This is a genomic window from Natrinema sp. H-ect1 (assembly GCF_041821105.1).
Taxonomy (GTDB): domain Archaea; phylum Halobacteriota; class Halobacteria; order Halobacteriales; family Natrialbaceae; genus Natrinema; species Natrinema thermotolerans.
Window position 1 is genome coordinate 71,924 of the sequence record NZ_JBGUBA010000007.1, and the last position, 16,574, is coordinate 88,497.

General features: G+C 66.2%; 14 protein-coding genes. 6 read left to right on the forward strand and 8 right to left on the reverse strand.

What is annotated here, in order from left to right; translation table 11 throughout:
* Positions 1-25: 25 nt before the first annotated feature.
* The 6 genes from ligA to nhaC form a co-directional block, all read right to left on the reverse strand.
* On the reverse strand, positions 26-2,104 hold the full coding sequence (gene ligA / locus ACERIM_RS14680) for an NAD-dependent DNA ligase LigA (protein WP_373633274.1): 2,079 nt from the start codon (positions 2,102-2,104) through the stop codon (positions 26-28).
* Between the two features lie 272 nt (positions 2,105-2,376).
* Entirely contained in the window at positions 2,377-2,802 is a 426-nt protein-coding gene (locus tag ACERIM_RS14685) for a DUF5518 domain-containing protein (RefSeq protein ID WP_373633275.1), read from the reverse strand.
* A gap of 62 nt (positions 2,803-2,864) precedes the next feature.
* Positions 2,865-3,197 (reverse strand): 2Fe-2S iron-sulfur cluster-binding protein, encoded by a 333-nt coding sequence (locus tag ACERIM_RS14690; RefSeq protein ID WP_373633276.1) that lies wholly within the window; start codon positions 3,195-3,197, stop codon positions 2,865-2,867.
* 16 nt (positions 3,198-3,213) lie between these two features.
* Positions 3,214-4,626 (reverse strand): selenium-binding protein SBP56-related protein, encoded by a 1,413-nt coding sequence (locus tag ACERIM_RS14695; protein ID WP_373633277.1) that lies wholly within the window; start codon positions 4,624-4,626, stop codon positions 3,214-3,216.
* A 60-nt stretch (positions 4,627-4,686) separates the two neighbouring features.
* The gene (locus ACERIM_RS14700) at positions 4,687-5,058 is read right to left on the reverse strand and encodes a 2Fe-2S iron-sulfur cluster-binding protein (RefSeq protein WP_373633278.1); all 372 of its coding nucleotides are present in this window, start codon (positions 5,056-5,058) and stop codon (positions 4,687-4,689) included.
* Positions 5,059-5,194: 136 nt separating this feature from the next.
* On the reverse strand, positions 5,195-6,655 hold the full coding sequence (gene nhaC / locus ACERIM_RS14705) for a Na+/H+ antiporter NhaC (RefSeq protein ID WP_373633279.1): 1,461 nt from the start codon (positions 6,653-6,655) through the stop codon (positions 5,195-5,197).
* A gap of 129 nt (positions 6,656-6,784) precedes the next feature.
* Between nhaC and rio1 the strand changes: the two genes are divergently transcribed.
* The 6 genes from rio1 (at position 6,785) to ACERIM_RS14735 (ending at position 12,777) form a co-directional block, all read left to right on the forward strand.
* On the forward strand, positions 6,785-7,660 hold the full coding sequence (gene rio1 / locus ACERIM_RS14710) for a serine/threonine-protein kinase Rio1 (protein WP_049965130.1): 876 nt from the start codon (positions 6,785-6,787) through the stop codon (positions 7,658-7,660).
* A 55-nt stretch (positions 7,661-7,715) separates the two neighbouring features.
* Positions 7,716-8,216 (forward strand): metallophosphoesterase, encoded by a 501-nt coding sequence (locus tag ACERIM_RS14715; protein WP_373633280.1) that lies wholly within the window; start codon positions 7,716-7,718, stop codon positions 8,214-8,216.
* Between the two features lie 107 nt (positions 8,217-8,323).
* Entirely contained in the window at positions 8,324-8,881 is a 558-nt protein-coding gene (locus tag ACERIM_RS14720) for a pre-rRNA-processing protein PNO1 (protein WP_006648621.1), read from the forward strand.
* 295 nt (positions 8,882-9,176) lie between these two features.
* Positions 9,177-10,841, forward strand: coding sequence for a thermosome subunit alpha (thsA, locus tag ACERIM_RS14725; RefSeq protein ID WP_006183280.1), 1,665 nt, complete (start codon positions 9,177-9,179; stop codon positions 10,839-10,841).
* Between the two features lie 466 nt (positions 10,842-11,307).
* Positions 11,308-11,631, forward strand: coding sequence for a hypothetical protein (locus tag ACERIM_RS14730; RefSeq protein ID WP_373633281.1), 324 nt, complete (start codon positions 11,308-11,310; stop codon positions 11,629-11,631).
* A 147-nt stretch (positions 11,632-11,778) separates the two neighbouring features.
* Complete coding sequence (locus ACERIM_RS14735; RefSeq protein WP_006648623.1) at positions 11,779-12,777, forward strand: ornithine cyclodeaminase family protein; 999 nt, start codon at positions 11,779-11,781, stop codon at positions 12,775-12,777.
* A 42-nt stretch (positions 12,778-12,819) separates the two neighbouring features.
* Here ACERIM_RS14735 and ACERIM_RS14740 read toward each other — a convergent pair whose 3' ends face one another.
* Both ACERIM_RS14740 and leuS read right to left on the reverse strand, forming a co-directional pair.
* Positions 12,820-13,584, reverse strand: a complete 765-nt coding sequence (locus tag ACERIM_RS14740) for a YqjF family protein (RefSeq protein ID WP_373633282.1) — start codon at positions 13,582-13,584, stop codon at positions 12,820-12,822.
* Positions 13,585-13,886: 302 nt separating this feature from the next.
* Positions 13,887-16,535, reverse strand: a complete 2,649-nt coding sequence (leuS, locus tag ACERIM_RS14745; RefSeq protein WP_373633283.1) for a leucine--tRNA ligase — start codon at positions 16,533-16,535, stop codon at positions 13,887-13,889.
* Positions 16,536-16,574: the final 39 nt, after the last annotated feature.

Here is a 16,574-nt window from a genome sequence, read left to right on the forward strand (position 1 = left end):
TCAGCACCCATCGAACCGGCGGCGCTCACTCGAGGTCGATACCCCTCTCCGCGAGCAGGTCCCGGAACTCGCCCTCCTCGAGGATCGGGACGTCGTTGTCGCGCGCATCGCCCTGCTTCGTCGCACCCGGATTCTCGCCGGCGACGAGGTAGTCCGTGTTCCCCGAGACGCTGCCGGTCGCGTTGGCCCCGTGGGCCTCGACCGTTGCTTGGGCTTCGTCCCTAGTCACGCCCTCGAGCGAGCCGGTGAAGACGAAGGTGAGCCCCGCGAGTTCGTCCCCGCCGGTCTCGACGTCGACTTCCTGCGGTGAGACGTGATCGAGGACGGCGTCGACCACGGCCGCGTTGGCCTCGCTCGTGAAGAAGTCGTGGACCGTCTCGGCGACGGTCTCGCCCACGTCGTCGACGCCCTCGAGCCGTTCGGGCTCGCTTTCCGCGGCCTCGCGGAGGGCCGCGAAGGTACCGAACTCGCGGGCGAGTTCGCGGGCCGTCGTCGGACCGACGAGGGGGATCCCCAGCGCGGAGACGAAGTCGGAAAGCGGCGGCTCGCGGCTGGCCGCGATCTCGGCGAGCAAGTTCTCGGCGCTTTGCTCGCCCCAGCCCTCGAGGTCGGTGAGGTCCGCCTGGTCGAGTGCGTAGAGGTCCGCGACCGACTCGAGCAGGCCGGCGTCGACCAGTTGGCGGACGCTCTTCTCGCCCAGTCCCTCGAGGTCGAGGCCGTCGTCGCCCGCGTAGTACTCGATCGACCGACGAAGCTGGGCGTCACAGCCCAATCCACCGGTACAGAAGGCCATGGGGCCGTCGCGCTCGACGGGGCTGTCACAGACGGGACAGCGATCGGGCAGTTCGTAGTGGCCCTCGCTGCCCTTCTCGAGGACCTCCTCGACGTAGGGGATCACGTCGCCGGCCCGCTGGACGCGAACCGTGTCACCGATATTGACGTTTTTCTCGGCGATCTCCTCGGGGTTGTGCAGGCTCGCCCGCGAGACGGTGACGCCGCCGACGTCGACCGGCTCGAGCAGGGCGACGGGAGTCAGCCGGCCCGTTCGGCCGACCTGGACCGCCACGTCGGCGATCGTCGTCACTTCCGCGCGGGCGGGGAACTTGTAGGCGAAGGCCCAGCGGTCGTGACGGGCCGTTCGCCCCAGTTCCTCGCGGGCCTCGCGGTCGTCGACCTTGATGACGACGCCGTCGATCTCGTAGTCCAACTCCTCGCGAGCCTCGAGCATGCGGTCGCGGTAGTCGATCGCGTCCTCGATGTCTCCGACGACCTCGACGCGGTCGTTGGTCCGCAGCCCGTAGTCGGGGAACCGCTCGAGTTCGTCCCGATGGCTGTCCGCGAGGTCGCTGGCCTCGAGGACGTCGAAGTAGAAGACCGCGAGCGGGCGCTCGGCGACGACGGTCGGATCGAGCTGGCGGATCGTGCCGGCCGTGGCGTTTCGCGGGTTGGCGAAGGGGTCCTCGCCGCGCTCGATGCGTTCGCGGTTGTACGCCTGGAAGGCGTCCTTGGGCATGTAGACCTCGCCCCGGACCGCAAGGAACTCGGGGTGATCGCCGCGGAGCCGCTGTGGCACGGAGCCGATCGTGCGCGCGTTTTCGGTCACGTCGTCGCCCTCGCGGCCGTCCCCGCGGGTCACGGCGCGCTCGAGGCGGCCGTCCTCGTAGACGACCTCCATGGAGACGCCGTCGAACTTGGGCTCGCAGACGTAGTCGACGTCGCCGACCTCTCGTCGCACCCGCTCGTCGAACTCGCGTATGTCTTCTTCCTCGCCGCTGCCCTCGATCGAGAGCATCGGCGCGACGTGTTCGACGGTGTCGAACGCTTCGATCGGTTCGCCCCCGACCCTGCGGGTGGGGCTGTCGGGGTGGTCGAGACCGAACGCCTCCTCGAGGTCGCGCAGGCGGCTAAACAGGGCGTCGTAGGTCCGGTCGCCGATGATCGGGTCGTTCTCGACGTAGTAGCGGCGGTCGTGTTCGCGGACGGCTTCCCGGAGCAGGTCGACCTGCTTGGTGGCCTCGTCTTCCGAGAGGTCCTCGACCGGCCGGAAGTCGGTCGGCGGCTCCCGGAGGTAGGGATTCTCTTCGTTCTCGTCGGCGGCTGGCATTCTTGCTCGAGGGTTGCCGTTCGGACCCGTTAATGGTACTGACTGGGGCCTGCCCGTGTCGTTCCGCGTTTCTCGAGGCGGCTGTCGTCGTCGGTCAGTTCCAGCGGGGAGATGGATTCGCGACGCGAGTCACTCGAGTGTCCTTCGACTATGCGTTCGTTCGATCACGACGGTGGTGGAAGCAGTTCCGTGAACTCGCTATCGTTTGTCTCATTCACGATATCGACCGATCACTTCGAACGGTCAGTATAGAAGCGCTGTCCGACAATCCGTTATGATGCGTCCGCGTTGGTCGTTCGTCGGGAGCCAACGGTGTTTGCTACCCACCCACCGACACGACCGGATCCGAGGCCGAATAGGGGTGCAACACACACCACCAATCCACTGGCGAAGACGACGAACACGACCCTCTGTAGCGACCATGTTGCCGTCGTCCCTGCCGTCACGATGACTACGAGCAGTCCGAGGGCGCCACCAATGAGACCAGCGCGGAGTCCAGCAGCACCTGGGTCCGACGAGCGGATCGCAGCGATGACTCCTGCGACGAACGCTCCGATTATCATTATACCACCGCCGATGGTCGCCTCCGAATTCGGTAGCCAGTTTAGCACGGCGATGACGGGTAGCGAAGCTATTGAACCGATGAGCGCGAACCGCCATGCCGGAGGAAGAGTGTGGACGAGGGGAGGTGACACCATATTCGTCTCTACGTTCTAATAGTATATATTTTCGCCGAGATGGACAATGGAAGATCTACTGATTACTTCCACGGGTTGTCCACCAGTTCCGTGTGAACGCTCGAGCCGACCGCGATCCGACAGTCGGCCCGCGGCGCGGCGAGACACAGCAGGACGTAGCCGTCCGCCAGGTGTCGATCCTTCAGGGCTCGAGGCCGTCGGCGGTGCGTGAGGGCATCGTCGGCGGCACCCTCGAGTAGCCGCCCCGTACAGGTCCCGCAGGCACCGGTGCGACAACCGAACGGAAGTCCGATATCGTTCCGTTCGGCCGCCTCGAGGACCGTCTCGCCCTCGCGAACCTCGATGGTTCGAATGCGGCCGTCGGGCCACTCGAGGGTCACGTCGTGGCTCGTCATCTGCCGGCGCGGTGAGTCACTGCCAGACGTCGCTCGTGCAGTCGCCGTCGGGCCATCTGATCTCGTGGGCGCGGGCCGGTCCCTCGGGACAGTCGCCCCAGTCGACGAGGAAGTCCTCGTCGAGTTCCATCGTCCCTTTCCGGGGGTCGACGTCGGCTTTCAGCATCACCGAGCCGCGCTCGGCCTCCTCGGGGTAGAACTGGTCGTCCCACGAGGAGAACAGCGAGGTAGTCCAGTAGAGGCGCTCGCCGTCCAGCGAGAGCTGGAGCATCTGCGGGCCGCCGGCGAGTTCCCGGCCCTGAACCTCCTGGATCTCGCCGAAGGTACCCCCGACCGACAGCGAATCGGCCCGCCGCGGGTTCGACGGGTCCGAGATGTCGTACATCCAGACCTCGCCGTGGAGCCAGTTCGAACCGAACAGGTACCGATCGTCCATCGAAATCAGGATGTCGGTCGTCAGCCCCGGCACGGGCATGTCCCAGTCCTCGTGGTCGCGAGCCTCGAAGTCGATCACTTTCTCCGCGCGGTACGCTCCCTGCCCGTCATCCGCGCTCTCGTCCCGCCAGAAGTGGAACATGTTCGAGGAGAGCGCGGCCCCGACGAACCCGTGGGTCGATTCGGGCGTGTGAAGGAATCGCACCTCGAGCGGAATCTGCCCCTCCTCGCCGAGGTCGATGGTCTGCTCGACGGTGCCGTCCTCCCAGTCCCAGAAGTGGAGCTTCCGGCCGTAGTTGCCTTCCTCGACGTCCTCGAGGTCGAAGCCCGGATAGTACGTCTTGGGTGCGGCCCACTCGCTCGAGACCATCACGTTCTGGCGGGGCTGGTACCAGTAGTCGTAGTTCATCTCGATCTCGCCCGGCGGCTCCCAGCGCCCTTCGATCTCGAAGTCCTCGTTCAGCTCGAGGAACCCGCCCGGAAGCTCGCCGTCGGCGTCGCCGAGCATGCTGATCAGGATCTGCCCGTCGGGGATACAGTGGACGGTATGGGGTGCCGAGAGGTCGTACTCGAAGACGTCCTCGGGTTCGATCACCGTCTCGAGTTCGGGATTCCGCCGGTCGGCGGCGTCGAGGACGTGGATCCGCGAGGAGCGTTGGCCGGGGACGATCAGGTGTCGCCGCTCGAGTTCGTCCACGTGACAGGACGACGAGCAGGCGTTCCACCCGAAGTGGTGGAGTTCGTCCCCGCGCTCGGGCATCTCGACCCGGTCGACGATCTCGCAGTAGGTCTCGGAGTCGGGATCGAGATCGACGACCGCGACGAAATCCGGCGCGTCGACGTCCGTACCGACGTAGAGGCTCATCACGTACGCCAACCGTTCCCGCTCGCTCTCCTCGATCGCGGCCTGGGGCGTCGCGTAGCCGGGCCCCTCGTGGTGGTGTTCGTGGTCGTGGCCGGGTTCGACGTCGTCTGGCGTGCTAGCGTCACTCATGGCACTCCCGACCACGAGCGGGTAAATAAATCTGGTCGGGGATGACGCGAGCGGACGGACCTACGCCCAGGGGCTGTCGCCGACCTCGGCGCGCACCCGCGGCCCGACCTCGATGCGACAGTCGGCCTGCGGCGAGGCGATACACAACAGGACGTAGCCCTCACCTTGCTCGTCGTCGGTCAGCGCCCGCGGCTGCCGGCGATACGCGAAGGCATCTCTCACGTCCGGCCGCGCCCCGTCCTCCGCGTCCGTCTCGCCGTCTTCGAGCCCGAGCAGTCGGCCGACGCAGGTGATACAGGTCCCGCTCCGGCAGTCGTAGGGCAGTCGCGCGCCGACCCGCTGGGCCGCCTCGAGGACCGTCTGGCTCTCGGCCACGTCGAGCGTCCGCGTCCGGCCGTCGGTCCACTCGAGGGTTACCTCGTGGGTGGTCATCAGTTCGTCCCCGCTATCATCCGTCGTGCGTACAGTTCGTCCATGTCACTGTATGACGGTACGAGGGCCGAGGAGAAAAAGTCGGTTCCGGTTCGATGACCGGTGTCGCGACGGTCCGGCCGTGCGACGAGCCGGCTCAGTCGACGGACGGCGTCGCCGTCTCCGCCGTCGGTTCCGCCTCGGCGGACTCCTTGTAGACGATTCCCCAGCCGGTCACGCCCATCGCGATGAGGACCAGCGGCGAGAGGATCCCGAAGAAGTAGTACGGCGCGTATTCGATGACCGGCACGCCGAGCGTCGACGCCATGAAGACGCCGCCCGATCCCCAGGGAACGAACGCCGACGTCGTCGTCCCGGCGGCTTCGACCGCCCGCGAGAGGTTCTGGCTCTCGAGGTCGTACTCGTCGTAGAGGTTCTGTAAGGTCATCCCGGGCACGACGATCGCCATGAACTGTTCCGCGGCGAGGAAGTTCATCGCGATCGTCCCGGCGGCCGTCCCGGCGGTCAGCCCGGCGACGCTACTGACGGCCTGGCCGATGTGGTACGCGATCGATGCCAGCACGCCGATCTCCTGCAGGATCCCGCCGAGTGCCAGCGCGGCGACGATGATCGTAATGACCCACACGGAGCCCGAGAGGCCGCCGCTCGCGAGCAGTTCGTTCGTGAGTTCGAGGCCGGTCTCTGGGCTCGTTCCGTTGTGGACGGCTTCCCAGGCGGCGGCGAAGCTCGCTCCCTGAACGGTGGTGCTGATCCCGACGCCGGCGAAGATGCCGATGCCGAGCGACGGCAGCGCCGGAAACCCATAAAACGCGAGCGCGAACGTGATGATCAGTGGGAGGAGCGTGATCGGTGAGACGACGTAGCTGTTCGCGAGGCCGGCTTGCATCTCGGTGACGCGGTCGACGGGGATCGTCCCGCTCGTGTTCAGTCCCAACACGACGAACAGGACCAGCGAGACGGTAAACGCGATCATCGTTCCGGGACGCATCGCCCGAATGTGGTCCATCAGATCCGTGTTCGTGACCGCGGCGGCGAGGTTCGTGGTGTCGGAGAGCGGGGAGTTCTTGTCGCCGGTGTAGGCCCCCGACAGCACGGCACCGGCCGTCATCGCCTCCGGGATCCCGAGCCCGGAGCCGATTCCGATCATCGCGACGCCGAGGGTTCCGGCCGTCGTCCACGAGGACCCGATCGCGAAGGCGACGACCGCCGAGAGGACGACGGTAAAGGGGAGGAATATCCCCGGCGACAGGAACTCCAGTCCGTAATACATGAGCGTGGGGATCGTTCCGGCATCGATCCACGACGAGATGAGCATGTAGATGACGAACAGGATGAGAATGGCCTGCAGTCCGGTCAGAATACTGCGACTGATGCCATCGTAGAGCCGCTCCCAGGAATAGCCGAAGTAGTACCGCCCGAGCAGCCCCGCGAAGGCGATCCCCCACAACAACGGCATCTGTGGGTCCATCTCGAGCCAGATCATCCCGACCGAGAGGAACAGTATCATGCCCGCGATCGGGACGAGCGCTTCCCCCAGGCTCGGTCGCTCGTCCTCGGGAATGTCGTCGTAGGCTTTCGGTGTGAAGTCAACTCCCATGTGCGAGTCTCGTCCGTGTTTGCGAAACCGGGTATAAATAGATCTTCTTTCGGACGCCGGGCCCATGCCCGGCGACGGCCGTCGGCCGGACCCGGTACTTTACCCGTTGGGGCGCCTAGGATCGAGCAGATGGGTCAGGGAACGGAGTTCGGATTGGTCGACCTCGAGGACGTCGATTCGCCCGGCGACGAGTGGGAGGAGATCGACGTCTCGGATACCGAAGCCGACCGGATCGCCCGCAAGCGCGACCGCGAGTTCGAGCAGTTCGAGGAGCGGATCAAGGACGCCGAGCAGTTCAAGGTCGAGCAGTCGGTCTTCGACGACGCGACCTTCGCGGCGTTGTACAAACTCGTCCAGGACGGCTACGTCGAGGCCTTCGGCGGGCCGCTCTCGACCGGCAAGGAGGCAAACGTCTACCACGCGCTGGGCGACGACCGCGAGGTCGCGGTCAAGATCTACCGGATCAACGCCTCGAACTTCCGGCAGATGCGCGACTACCTCGAGGGTGACCCCCGGTTCGAGGGCCTCGGTGGGAAAAAGAAAGATGTCGTTCTCGCGTGGACGAAAAAGGAACTGGCGAACCTCCGGCGAGCGCAGGCGGCTGGGGTCCGAGTCCCCGAACCGCTCGCCACCGAGCGCAACGTGTTGGTCATGGAGTACATCGGCACCGACGATGGCCGCGCGAAACGGCTCGGCGAGGTCCACATTGAGAACCCACAAACCGCCTACGAGGTCATGCGCGAGTACATGCGCCGGCTCTACTCGGCCGGCCTGATCCACGGCGATCTGAGCGAGTACAACGTCGTCTTCGACGAGAGCGAGGGCCAACTGGTGCTGATCGATCTGGGACAGGCCGTCACGGTCCACCACCCCAACAGTCGCGAGTTCTTAGAGCGGGACTGCCGGAACGTCGCGGGCTATTTCTCCCGACAGGGACTCGAGGTGACCGAAGACGATTTACTCGAGTTCGTCACGAGCCCGGAGCCGGATCCCTCGCGGAACTGATCGCGTTCGCGCGGTCGTCCAAACGCCTTAGTGGATCGCTATCGCGGAAACGCGTATGCACATCGGTATCGTCTCCGACACCCACGACAACGTCGAGGCCATCGAACGCGCCACCGTGATCTTCGCCGAGGAGGGCGTCGAAATCGTCGTTCACTGCGGCGATTTCGTCGCACCCCTGATGGTCGACTACTTCGAGGGGTTCGAACTCCACGGCGTCCTCGGGAACAACGACGGCGACGTCCGGAACCTCCAGCGCGCGTTCGACTCGCTGGGCGGCGAGAGCCAACTCCACGGCCGCTTCGCCGACCTCGAGTTCGACGGGCTCTCCTTTGCCGTTCTCCACGGCGAGAGCAAGGCGGAGGTCGAAGCCATCGCGGCCGGCGACGGCTACGATTTCGTCTGTTACGGCCACCACCACGAGCGCGAGCTATCGGCGGACGGCCGGACGACGGTCCTCAACCCCGGCGCGCACGTACTGGCGGCCGACGACGACCGGACGGTCGCGATCGTCGATACCCGATCGCAGTCGGTGCGGTTCCGCTCGCTTCTCGAGTAGGACCGTTCGGCCGCGCGACGACTCGAGACGGCGCGCGTGACGGTGGCACGGAACACCCGGTACTCGCGGACCAAGCGCTTAACCTCGCCCAGTGAGTATCGAACAGTATGCAGCACGTGAAGATTCCGCAGGACCGCATCGGCGTTCTCATCGGTGAAGGTGGCGAGACGATGCGCGAGATCGAGGCGGCAGCCGAAGTGCGACTCGACATCGACTCGGAGAACGGCTCCGTCGCCGTCGAAACCGTCGGCGACCCCGTACTCGGCCTCAAAGGTCCCGAGATCGTTCGCGCGATCGGCCGCGGGTTCGCGCCCGAGGATGCCCTGCGACTGCTCGAGGACGACATGATGTTGTTCGACGTCGTCGATATCGACGCCGCGTCGCGCAACAAAAACGACATGAAACGCAAGAAGGGCCGACTCATCGGCGAGGGCGGCCGGACCCGCGAACTGATGGAGGAACTGACCGGGGCCGACGTCGTCATCTACGGCTCGACGCTCGGGGTCATCGGCGCACCACAGGAGGTCGACGCCGTCCGCACCGCCGCCGAGATGCTCCTCGATGGGGCCCCCCACGGCGCGGTGTACTCGTTCCTCGAGGAGAAGCACAACGAGATGAAACACAAGGGGATGGAGTACCACCGGTTCCCCGGCGGTCAGTCCTGATCCCTGCGGTCGGTCGGTTGGCTTCAGTCGGCGGCCCTGCGAACGAGCGGTCGAGTCCGTCCACCGTCGCCGTTTTCGTCGAACCGCTTTTCTATCGTTAGTCACGGCCCGTCGGAATTCCACGCGATAGCCCGTCTCCGCGCTGGTTCTCAGCGAGTGTGAGTATATATACCCCTACGTCGTTCGGACCGAAACCGCCGTACGGGGGCATCTTCAGCCGTCCCTGTTCGTCGGATAGGAAAAAGCTTATATAGAATCACAATCAATCCTTCGACTGACTATGGCTCAACAGCAGATGGGCAACCAGCCCCTTATCGTACTCTCGGAGGACAGCCAGCGCACCTCCGGGGAGGACGCGCAGTCGATGAACGTGCAGGCCGGGAAGGCCGTCGCCGAGTCGGTTCGGACGACGCTCGGCCCGAAGGGGATGGACAAGATGCTCGTCGACTCCTCGGGCAACGTCATCGTCACCAACGACGGTGTCACGCTGCTCTCGGAGATGGAGATCGACCACCCCGCGGCCGACATGATCGTCGAAGTCGCCGAGACCCAGGAAGAGGAAGTCGGTGACGGCACGACCAGCGCGGTCGTCATCGCCGGCGAACTCCTCAGCCAGGCCGAGGACCTGCTGGACCAGGACATCCACGCCACGACCCTCGCCCAGGGGTACCGAGAGGCCGCCGAGGAGGCCACCGAGGCCCTCGAAGAAGTCGCCATCGACGTCGACGAGGACGACACTGATGTCCTCGAGCAGATCGCCGCGACGGCGATGACCGGCAAGGGCGCGGAGAACGCCAAGGACCTGCTCTCGGAACTCGTCGTCGAGGCCGTCCGCGCGGTCGCCGGCGACGACGGCGTCGACACGGACAACATCAAAGTCGAGAAGGTCGTCGGCGGCTCCATCGAGAACTCCGAACTCGTCGAGGGCGTCATCGTCGACAAGGAACGGGTCTCCGAGAACATGCCGTACTTCGCCGAGGACGCCAACGTGGCGATCATCGACGGCGACCTCGAGATCAAAGAGACCGAGATCGACGCCGAGGTCAACGTCACCGACCCCGACCAGCTCGAGCAGTTCCTCGAACAGGAGGAACAGCAGCTCAAGGAGATGGCCCAGGGAGTCGCCGACGCCGGTGCCGACGTCGTCTTCGTCGACGGCGGCATCGACGACATGGCCCAGCACTATCTCGCACAGGAGAACATCATCGCGGTCCGTCGCGTCAAATCCAGCGACCAGTCTCAGCTGGCCCGCGCGACCGGCGCGACGCCCGTCTCGAGCGTCGACGACCTGACCGAGGACGACCTCGGTGCCGCAGGTAGTGTCGCTCAGAAGGAGATCGCCGGCGACCAGCGCATCTTCGTCGAGGACGTCGACGACGCCCAGGCCGTCACCCTGATCCTCCGCGGTGGCACCGAACACGTCATCGACGAGATCGACCGCGCCATCGAGGACTCGCTGGGCGTGGTCCGGACGACCATCGAGGACGGCAAGGTGCTTGCCGGCGGCGGCGCACCCGAGATCGAACTCTCGCTCGCGCTGCGTGACTACGCCGACTCCGTCGGCGGCCGCGAACAGCTCGCCGTCGAGGCCTTCGCCGACGCGCTCGAGGTCATCCCGCGCACGCTGGCCGAGAACGCCGGGCTCGACCCCATCGACTCGCTTGTCGAACTCCGCAGCGCCCACGACGGTGGCGACACCGGCGCCGGGCTGGACGCCTACACCGGCGACACCATCGACATGGACGCCGAGGGCGTCTACGAGCCGCTGCGCGTGAAGACCCAGGCCATCGAGTCCGCTACTGAAGCCGCAGTCATGCTGCTGCGCATCGACGACGTCATCGCCGCGGGCGACCTCGCGGTCTCCCACGACGACGATGACGACGACATGCCCGCCGGCGGCCCCGGTGGCATGGGCGGCGGCATGGGCGGTATGGGCGGTGGCATGGGCGGCATGATGTAAGAGAGGTCTGAGCGAAGCGAAGACCTCTGAAAGGCGAGCGGGGAACGGAGTGACCCGCGAGCTAAACCTAAATTTTGCTCTGCGGGGCGGCGAAGCCGCCCCTCGGCAAAATTTAGTATAAAAGCACTCCTCCCTCCGTTCGCTCCGCTCACATCGGTCGTCGGCCCGAGCGCGGCTTTGCCGCGCTCGGTGAACGGCGTCGTTCGGGTTCTCCAAACCGCTCACGGGCGCTTCGCGCCCGTTCGCATTTCCGCGGCGCGTGGCGCTGCACTCACTCGCCGATGCCCGACTCGAGCGGAGTTACTGAGTGTCGATCCGTCCACTGCAGTCGGCCCATCTGATCACTTTCTCTTTCGGTAGCGCTCCCGGATCCCCTACTCCCGCAGTTCGCGCTCCCACGAATCGCTCGAGACTCGAGCGCCGGCGCCTCCCAACCCTCATGTATATTTAGAGACAAGAAGTAGTCGTGACGAACGACGCTGACAGAAAGCGAGACGTAGCGACCGCCTTCAGCGGCGCGATGGACGCCTACCGTAACGGGGCCGTCCTCAAGGAGGGCGAAGACCTCGAGCGCCTCGCCGACTGGACCGCGGGCGCGACGCGGACACTCGACGTGGCCACCGGCGCGGGCCACGTCGCCGGTGCCGTCGCCGACCGGGACGTTCCGCGGGTCGTCGCGGCCGACCTCTCCCCCGAGATGGTCGCGACGGCGACCGCCGACGACGGCGGAGACGAGCGCCGACTCGAGTCGTATCGGACCGGCATGGTGTTGGTTCGGGCGACGGGCTGAGGCCCCCGAAACCGGACCCGTTACTGTGGGAATGGAAGCAGGGGCCATACCGGGCGATCCCGTCCGACATGGCGGCCTCGAGTTACCGTCTGACACGGTGGCCTCGAGTCACGACGAACTAAGTACGAGCCCGCAATATTCGCGGGTATGAACACACTTCTACTCGACAGCGATGACGTCGACGAACACGCTGTACTCGCGGCCGTCATCGACGCCGTCGAGGAGGCCTTCGGGGCCTTCGAACGCGGTGATACGCAGATGCCGGCCAAGTCCTACATCGATCTACCGCAGTACAACGGCGACTTCCGGTCGATGCCGGCCTACCTCGATACCGGCGACTGGGACGCTGCCGGGCTCAAGTGGGTCAACGTCCACCCCGACAACCCCGCGGACCACGACCTGCCGACCGTTCTGGGGACGATGATCTACTCCGACCCCGAGACCGCGTTCCCGCTGGCGATCATGGACGGGACGACGCTCACGATGAAACGGACCGGTGCCGCCGCGGCCGTCGCCACCGACTACCTGGCCGTCGAGGACGCCACGAGTCTCGGCCTCGTCGGGGCCGGCGTCCAGTCTTACACCCAGCTCGAGGCGATCAGCGAGGTGCGCCCCATCGAGGAAGTCGTGGTCTCGGATCCCGACGACGAGCGTGTCGAACGGTTCGTCGAGACCTACGAGGACCGGTTCGACGTTCGCGGGGGCTCGATCTCGGAGGCCGGTCACTGCGACGTGCTGTCGACGGTGACGCCCGTCGAGGACCCGATCGTCGGCCCCGACGACGTCGGCGACCACACGCACATCAACGCCATCGGGGCCGACGCCGAGGGGAAACACGAACTCGAGGACGCCCTGCTCGAGGCGGCGCGGATCGTCATCGACGACCACGAACAGTGTACCCACTCGGGCGAGATCAACGTCCCGTACCACGAAGGAGTGCTGACCGACGCGGACATCCACGGCGAGATCGGCGAACTCGTCGTCGGGTCGAAAGCGGGACGGACGGCGGAGACGGGCAACACGGTCTTCGACTCGACCGGACTCGCGATCCAGGACGTCGCCGCCGCACGGGTCGTCTACGAGCGAGCGTCGGCGGACGGTGACGGCCACCCCTTCGATATCGTCGGCGTCGACGACTCGGCGTAAGGGACGTCCGTTCTCGACGTCGCCGGCCGACCGGTCGGCGGCTCACCGACCGCGCAACCGCCGCGGAATCGACCCCGTCATCGACAGTTCGTCGGCGTAGTGGACCACCGGGTCGCCGGTCGGCGTCGGCAGGCCGGCGGCCTCGAGCAGCGTGTTTTCGTGGATCGTCACGGCGGCGGGCTGGAGCGGCCACGGGTCGTGTGCGATCTCGCCGGTCAGGACGCCGGTGGAATCGGGCGCGTAGAACCGCCGGCGTTCCGCAAGCCAGTATGCGAGCGTGCCGGGGTCGGCGGTGAAGACCTCGCCGTCCGGCCGGTAGGTCGCGGCGAACCGGGCGGGGGGTCCGCCTCCCTCGTGTCTCACCCGCTCGCTCTCGAAGGCCACGTGGTTTTGGTCGGTTGCCCCGACCCGCATCCGTGCGCGGGAGACCGGTAACTGGGTCGTCCGCCCGACCGTCGCCGCGACCAGCGCGTTGTCGACGTCGATGTTGAAGAAGTACAGGCCGGGATCGCCCCGGTAGCGGACGTAGGTCCGGACGTTGAGTTCCGGAAAGGCGAGTCGCAGCACCGACGGGGTCCCGCGTAGTCCGACCTTCGTCAGGACGAACGGGAGTACGCTCAGCCAGGCACGGCCGTCCCGCGTCTCGAGGGGCAGCCGGTCAGGTACGTGCGGGCGCAGTCGGTCGGGATCGACCGGCCAGTGGACGAACAGGCCGTCTCGCCAGGTCATCGAGACGACGTGTGGTGCGTTCGGCGACGAGCCGTTCGCAAACGACCATCGAACGGGGTCCGTGCGTTGTTCGGTCATCCTCGAAACCAACAGGTCTGTAGCGACCCGTACGACTGCGTGGCGTATAAACTAGATAGCAAGCTGTCAGTTCCGATGGCAGTCGTCGGCGGCTCCGATAAGAAGTCGCTCCTCGGCGTCAGTCGGCCGGGTCGATGACCGACTCTTCGGGCGACTCGAGCCAGGACACGGTGATGTCAGTCGGTTGGTACAGTGGTCCTCGGCCGTCGGGCCGACAGTTCCCGAGCGTCCCAGAAAGAGCGCGGAAACGACGAGCGATGGGATCGCGACCGCCCTGTGTTCTACCGGTACGGCAACCGGTATCAGTCGTCGATCTCGATCGCCGGTCGTCCGGGTTCGGCGTTGGCGAGGGTACCCTCGTCGGCGTCGACGGCGTGGACGACGTCGACGGGGGCGTCGAATTCGCGTTCGATCAGCCACGCCGCCGACTCCAGTGCCGCGTGTTCCTCGTCGGGGCCGAGCGTCATCGAGAGCGCTTCCCGTTCGACCTGTAGGTCCTGGCCGTAATCGGCCGCAGCGTCGCCCTGCTCGCGGATGTGGGACTCGCTCATGAGTTCGCCGATCAGGTTGTCGGCGTCGCTCTCGATCGCGATCTCCAAGGCGTCGTACTTCCAGTCGGGGGCGACGACGACCTCGATCCCCGTCGGGTCCTCGATCCCGGCGACCTCGACGATGTCGCGGATGTCCTCGCGGGTGTTCTCGACCAACTGCCGGCGCTTTTCGACCCGGTCGCGGTCGATCTCGGCGGTCGGCCACTCGGCCTCGGCGACGAACCCGTTGCCGCCCAGTTCGTCGTACAACTCCTCCGCGATGTGGGGTGCGACCGGCGCGAGCAAGCGGACCACGGCCGACAGCCCGCGCTCGTAGGTCTCGGCGTGGGGCTCGGTGTAATCGACGTACTGGCGCAGCGTTCGCACGAGGTCCTGCGTTTCACGCAACGCCTTGTTGAACGTCAGGTCGTCGTACTCCGCCGTGGCGATGGCGACCGTCGCGTCGATCTCCGCGTCGACGTAACTCGCGATCGCGTCGTCGTCGCCGTCGGGCGTTTCGGCGGCGTACTCCTCGACCATCCCCTGCAGGCGCTCGAGGAAGGCGTAGGTCGACTGGACGCCCTCCTCGCTCCAGTCGAAGTCGCGCTCGGGCTGGGCGGCCTGCATCATGAAGAGCCGCGCGGTGTCGGCCCCGTACTCCTCGACGATCCGTTGGGGCGAGACGACGTTGCCCTTGGACTTGGACATCTTCTCGCCCTCGAGTTGGACCATCCCCTGTGCCAGCAGGTTGGTAAAGGGTTCGCGGTGGTCGAGTCCCTCGTGGTCGGCCAGCACCTTGGTGAAAAACCGCGAGTACAGCAGGTGCATCACGGCGTGTTCGATGCCGCCGACGTACTGGTCGACGGGCATCCAGTCGTTGGCCCGCTCGAGGTCGAAGGGCGCGTCCTCTAAGTCCGGCGAGACGTAGCGCAGGAAGTACCACGAGGAGTCGACGAAGGTGTCCATCGTGTCCGTCTCGCGGGTCGCCTCGCTGCCGCAGTCGGGACAGGTCGTCTGCTTCCACTCCTCGGCGGCGTCCAAGGGATTGCCGGTCGTGTTGATGAACTCCGGTAGTTCGACGGGCAGGTCCGCCTCGGGGACCATGACCGGGCCGCAGTCGTCGCAGTGGACGACCGGGATCGGCGTCCCCCAGTAGCGCTGGCGGGAGATCCCCCAGTCACGCAGTTGATACTGTGTGGCCTCCGCAGCGCCCTCGATGTCCGCAGTGAGTCGCTCGCGAGCGCTCTCGCTCTCGAGGCCGCTGTATTCGCCGGAATCGATCAGGACGCCGTCCTCGGTGAACGCCTCGTCTTCGACGTCGGGCACAGTAGGCTCCTCACCGTCGTCGGGGTCGGGTGCGACGACGGGTCTGATCTCGATTCCGTTCTTCTCGGCGAAGGCATGGTCGCGCTCGTCGTGGGCCGGGACGGCCATCAGCGCACCGGTCCCGACGTCCGAGAGGACGAAGTCGGCGACGTAGACTGGGATCTCCTCGCCGGTGGCGGGATTCGTAGCGGTCAGCCCCGTCTCGACGCCGTTGGGTTCGTCGCCGTCGGGGTCGGCCTCCTCCTCGATGAACCGGCGGATCTCCTCGTCCTCCTCGGCCAGTTCCTCGCTGATCGGGTGGTCCGGTGCGAGCGCGAAGAAGGTCGCGCCGTGGATGGTGTCGATGCGGGTCGTGAAGGCCGTGACCGGTCCGTGGCTCTCGATCTCGAAATCGACCTCCGCCCCGTACTGGCGGCCGATCCAGTTGCGCTGCATCTGCCGGACCGAGTTGGGCCACCCCTCGAGGTCGTCGATCGCCTCGAGCAGGTCGTCGGCGTACTCGGTGATGCGCAGGAACCACTGCTCGAGTTCGCGCTGTTCGACCGGCGTGTCACAGCGCCAGCAGAGTTCGGCCTCGCCTTCGACCTGTTCGTCGGCCAGGACGGTCTCGCAGTGGGGACACCAGTTGACCTCGGCGTCGCGGCGTTCGACCAAGTCCTCCTCGTAGAACCGGGAGAAGAGCCACTGGTTCCACTGGTAGTAGTCGGGCGTGCAGGTGGTGATCTCCCGATCCCAGTCGTAGCCAAAGCCCATCGATTCCATCTGGTCGGTCATCGTCTCGATGCAGTCGACGGTCCAGTCGCGCGGGTTCGTATCGCGTTCCTTGGCCGCGTTCTCCGCGGGGAGGCCGAACGCGTCCCACCCCATCGGATGGAGGACGTCGTCGCCCTGCATTCGTCGGAAGCGAGCGTACGCGTCCGTGATCGTGTAGTTGCGGACGTGGCCCATGTGGAGTTTGCCCGACGGGTACGGATACATCCCGAGGACGTACGTCGGATCCTCGACGTCGTCGGGCGTCCGGTAGACGTCCGCCTCGTCCCACGCCTCTTGCCAGCGCCGTTCGACCGTCGCGTGGTCGTATCCCGCGTCGCTCATTTGCTTATATAGCTATAGGCGGGGACGCCGCCCTATAGC

What these genes read in the sequence shown, in the direction of transcription:
- ligA (WP_373633274.1), bottom strand. Translation starts at nt 2,104, where the DNA reads ATGCCAGCCGCCGACGAGAACGAAGAGAATCCCTACCTCCGGGAGCCG.
- ACERIM_RS14685 (WP_373633275.1), bottom strand. Translation starts at nt 2,802, where the DNA reads ATGGTGTCACCTCCCCTCGTCCACACTCTTCCTCCGGCATGGCGGTTC.
- ACERIM_RS14690 (WP_373633276.1), bottom strand. Translation starts at nt 3,197, where the DNA reads ATGACGAGCCACGACGTGACCCTCGAGTGGCCCGACGGCCGCATTCGA.
- ACERIM_RS14695 (WP_373633277.1), bottom strand. Translation starts at nt 4,626, where the DNA reads ATGAGTGACGCTAGCACGCCAGACGACGTCGAACCCGGCCACGACCAC.
- ACERIM_RS14700 (WP_373633278.1), bottom strand. Translation starts at nt 5,058, where the DNA reads ATGACCACCCACGAGGTAACCCTCGAGTGGACCGACGGCCGGACGCGG.
- nhaC (WP_373633279.1), bottom strand. Translation starts at nt 6,655, where the DNA reads ATGGGAGTTGACTTCACACCGAAAGCCTACGACGACATTCCCGAGGAC.
- rio1 (WP_049965130.1), top strand. Translation starts at nt 6,785, where the DNA reads ATGGGTCAGGGAACGGAGTTCGGATTGGTCGACCTCGAGGACGTCGAT.
- ACERIM_RS14715 (WP_373633280.1), top strand. Translation starts at nt 7,716, where the DNA reads ATGCACATCGGTATCGTCTCCGACACCCACGACAACGTCGAGGCCATC.
- ACERIM_RS14720 (WP_006648621.1), top strand. Translation starts at nt 8,324, where the DNA reads ATGCAGCACGTGAAGATTCCGCAGGACCGCATCGGCGTTCTCATCGGT.
- thsA (WP_006183280.1), top strand. Translation starts at nt 9,177, where the DNA reads ATGGGCAACCAGCCCCTTATCGTACTCTCGGAGGACAGCCAGCGCACC.
- ACERIM_RS14735 (WP_006648623.1), top strand. Translation starts at nt 11,779, where the DNA reads ATGAACACACTTCTACTCGACAGCGATGACGTCGACGAACACGCTGTA.
- ACERIM_RS14740 (WP_373633282.1), bottom strand. Translation starts at nt 13,584, where the DNA reads ATGACCGAACAACGCACGGACCCCGTTCGATGGTCGTTTGCGAACGGC.
- leuS (WP_373633283.1), bottom strand. Translation starts at nt 16,535, where the DNA reads ATGAGCGACGCGGGATACGACCACGCGACGGTCGAACGGCGCTGGCAA.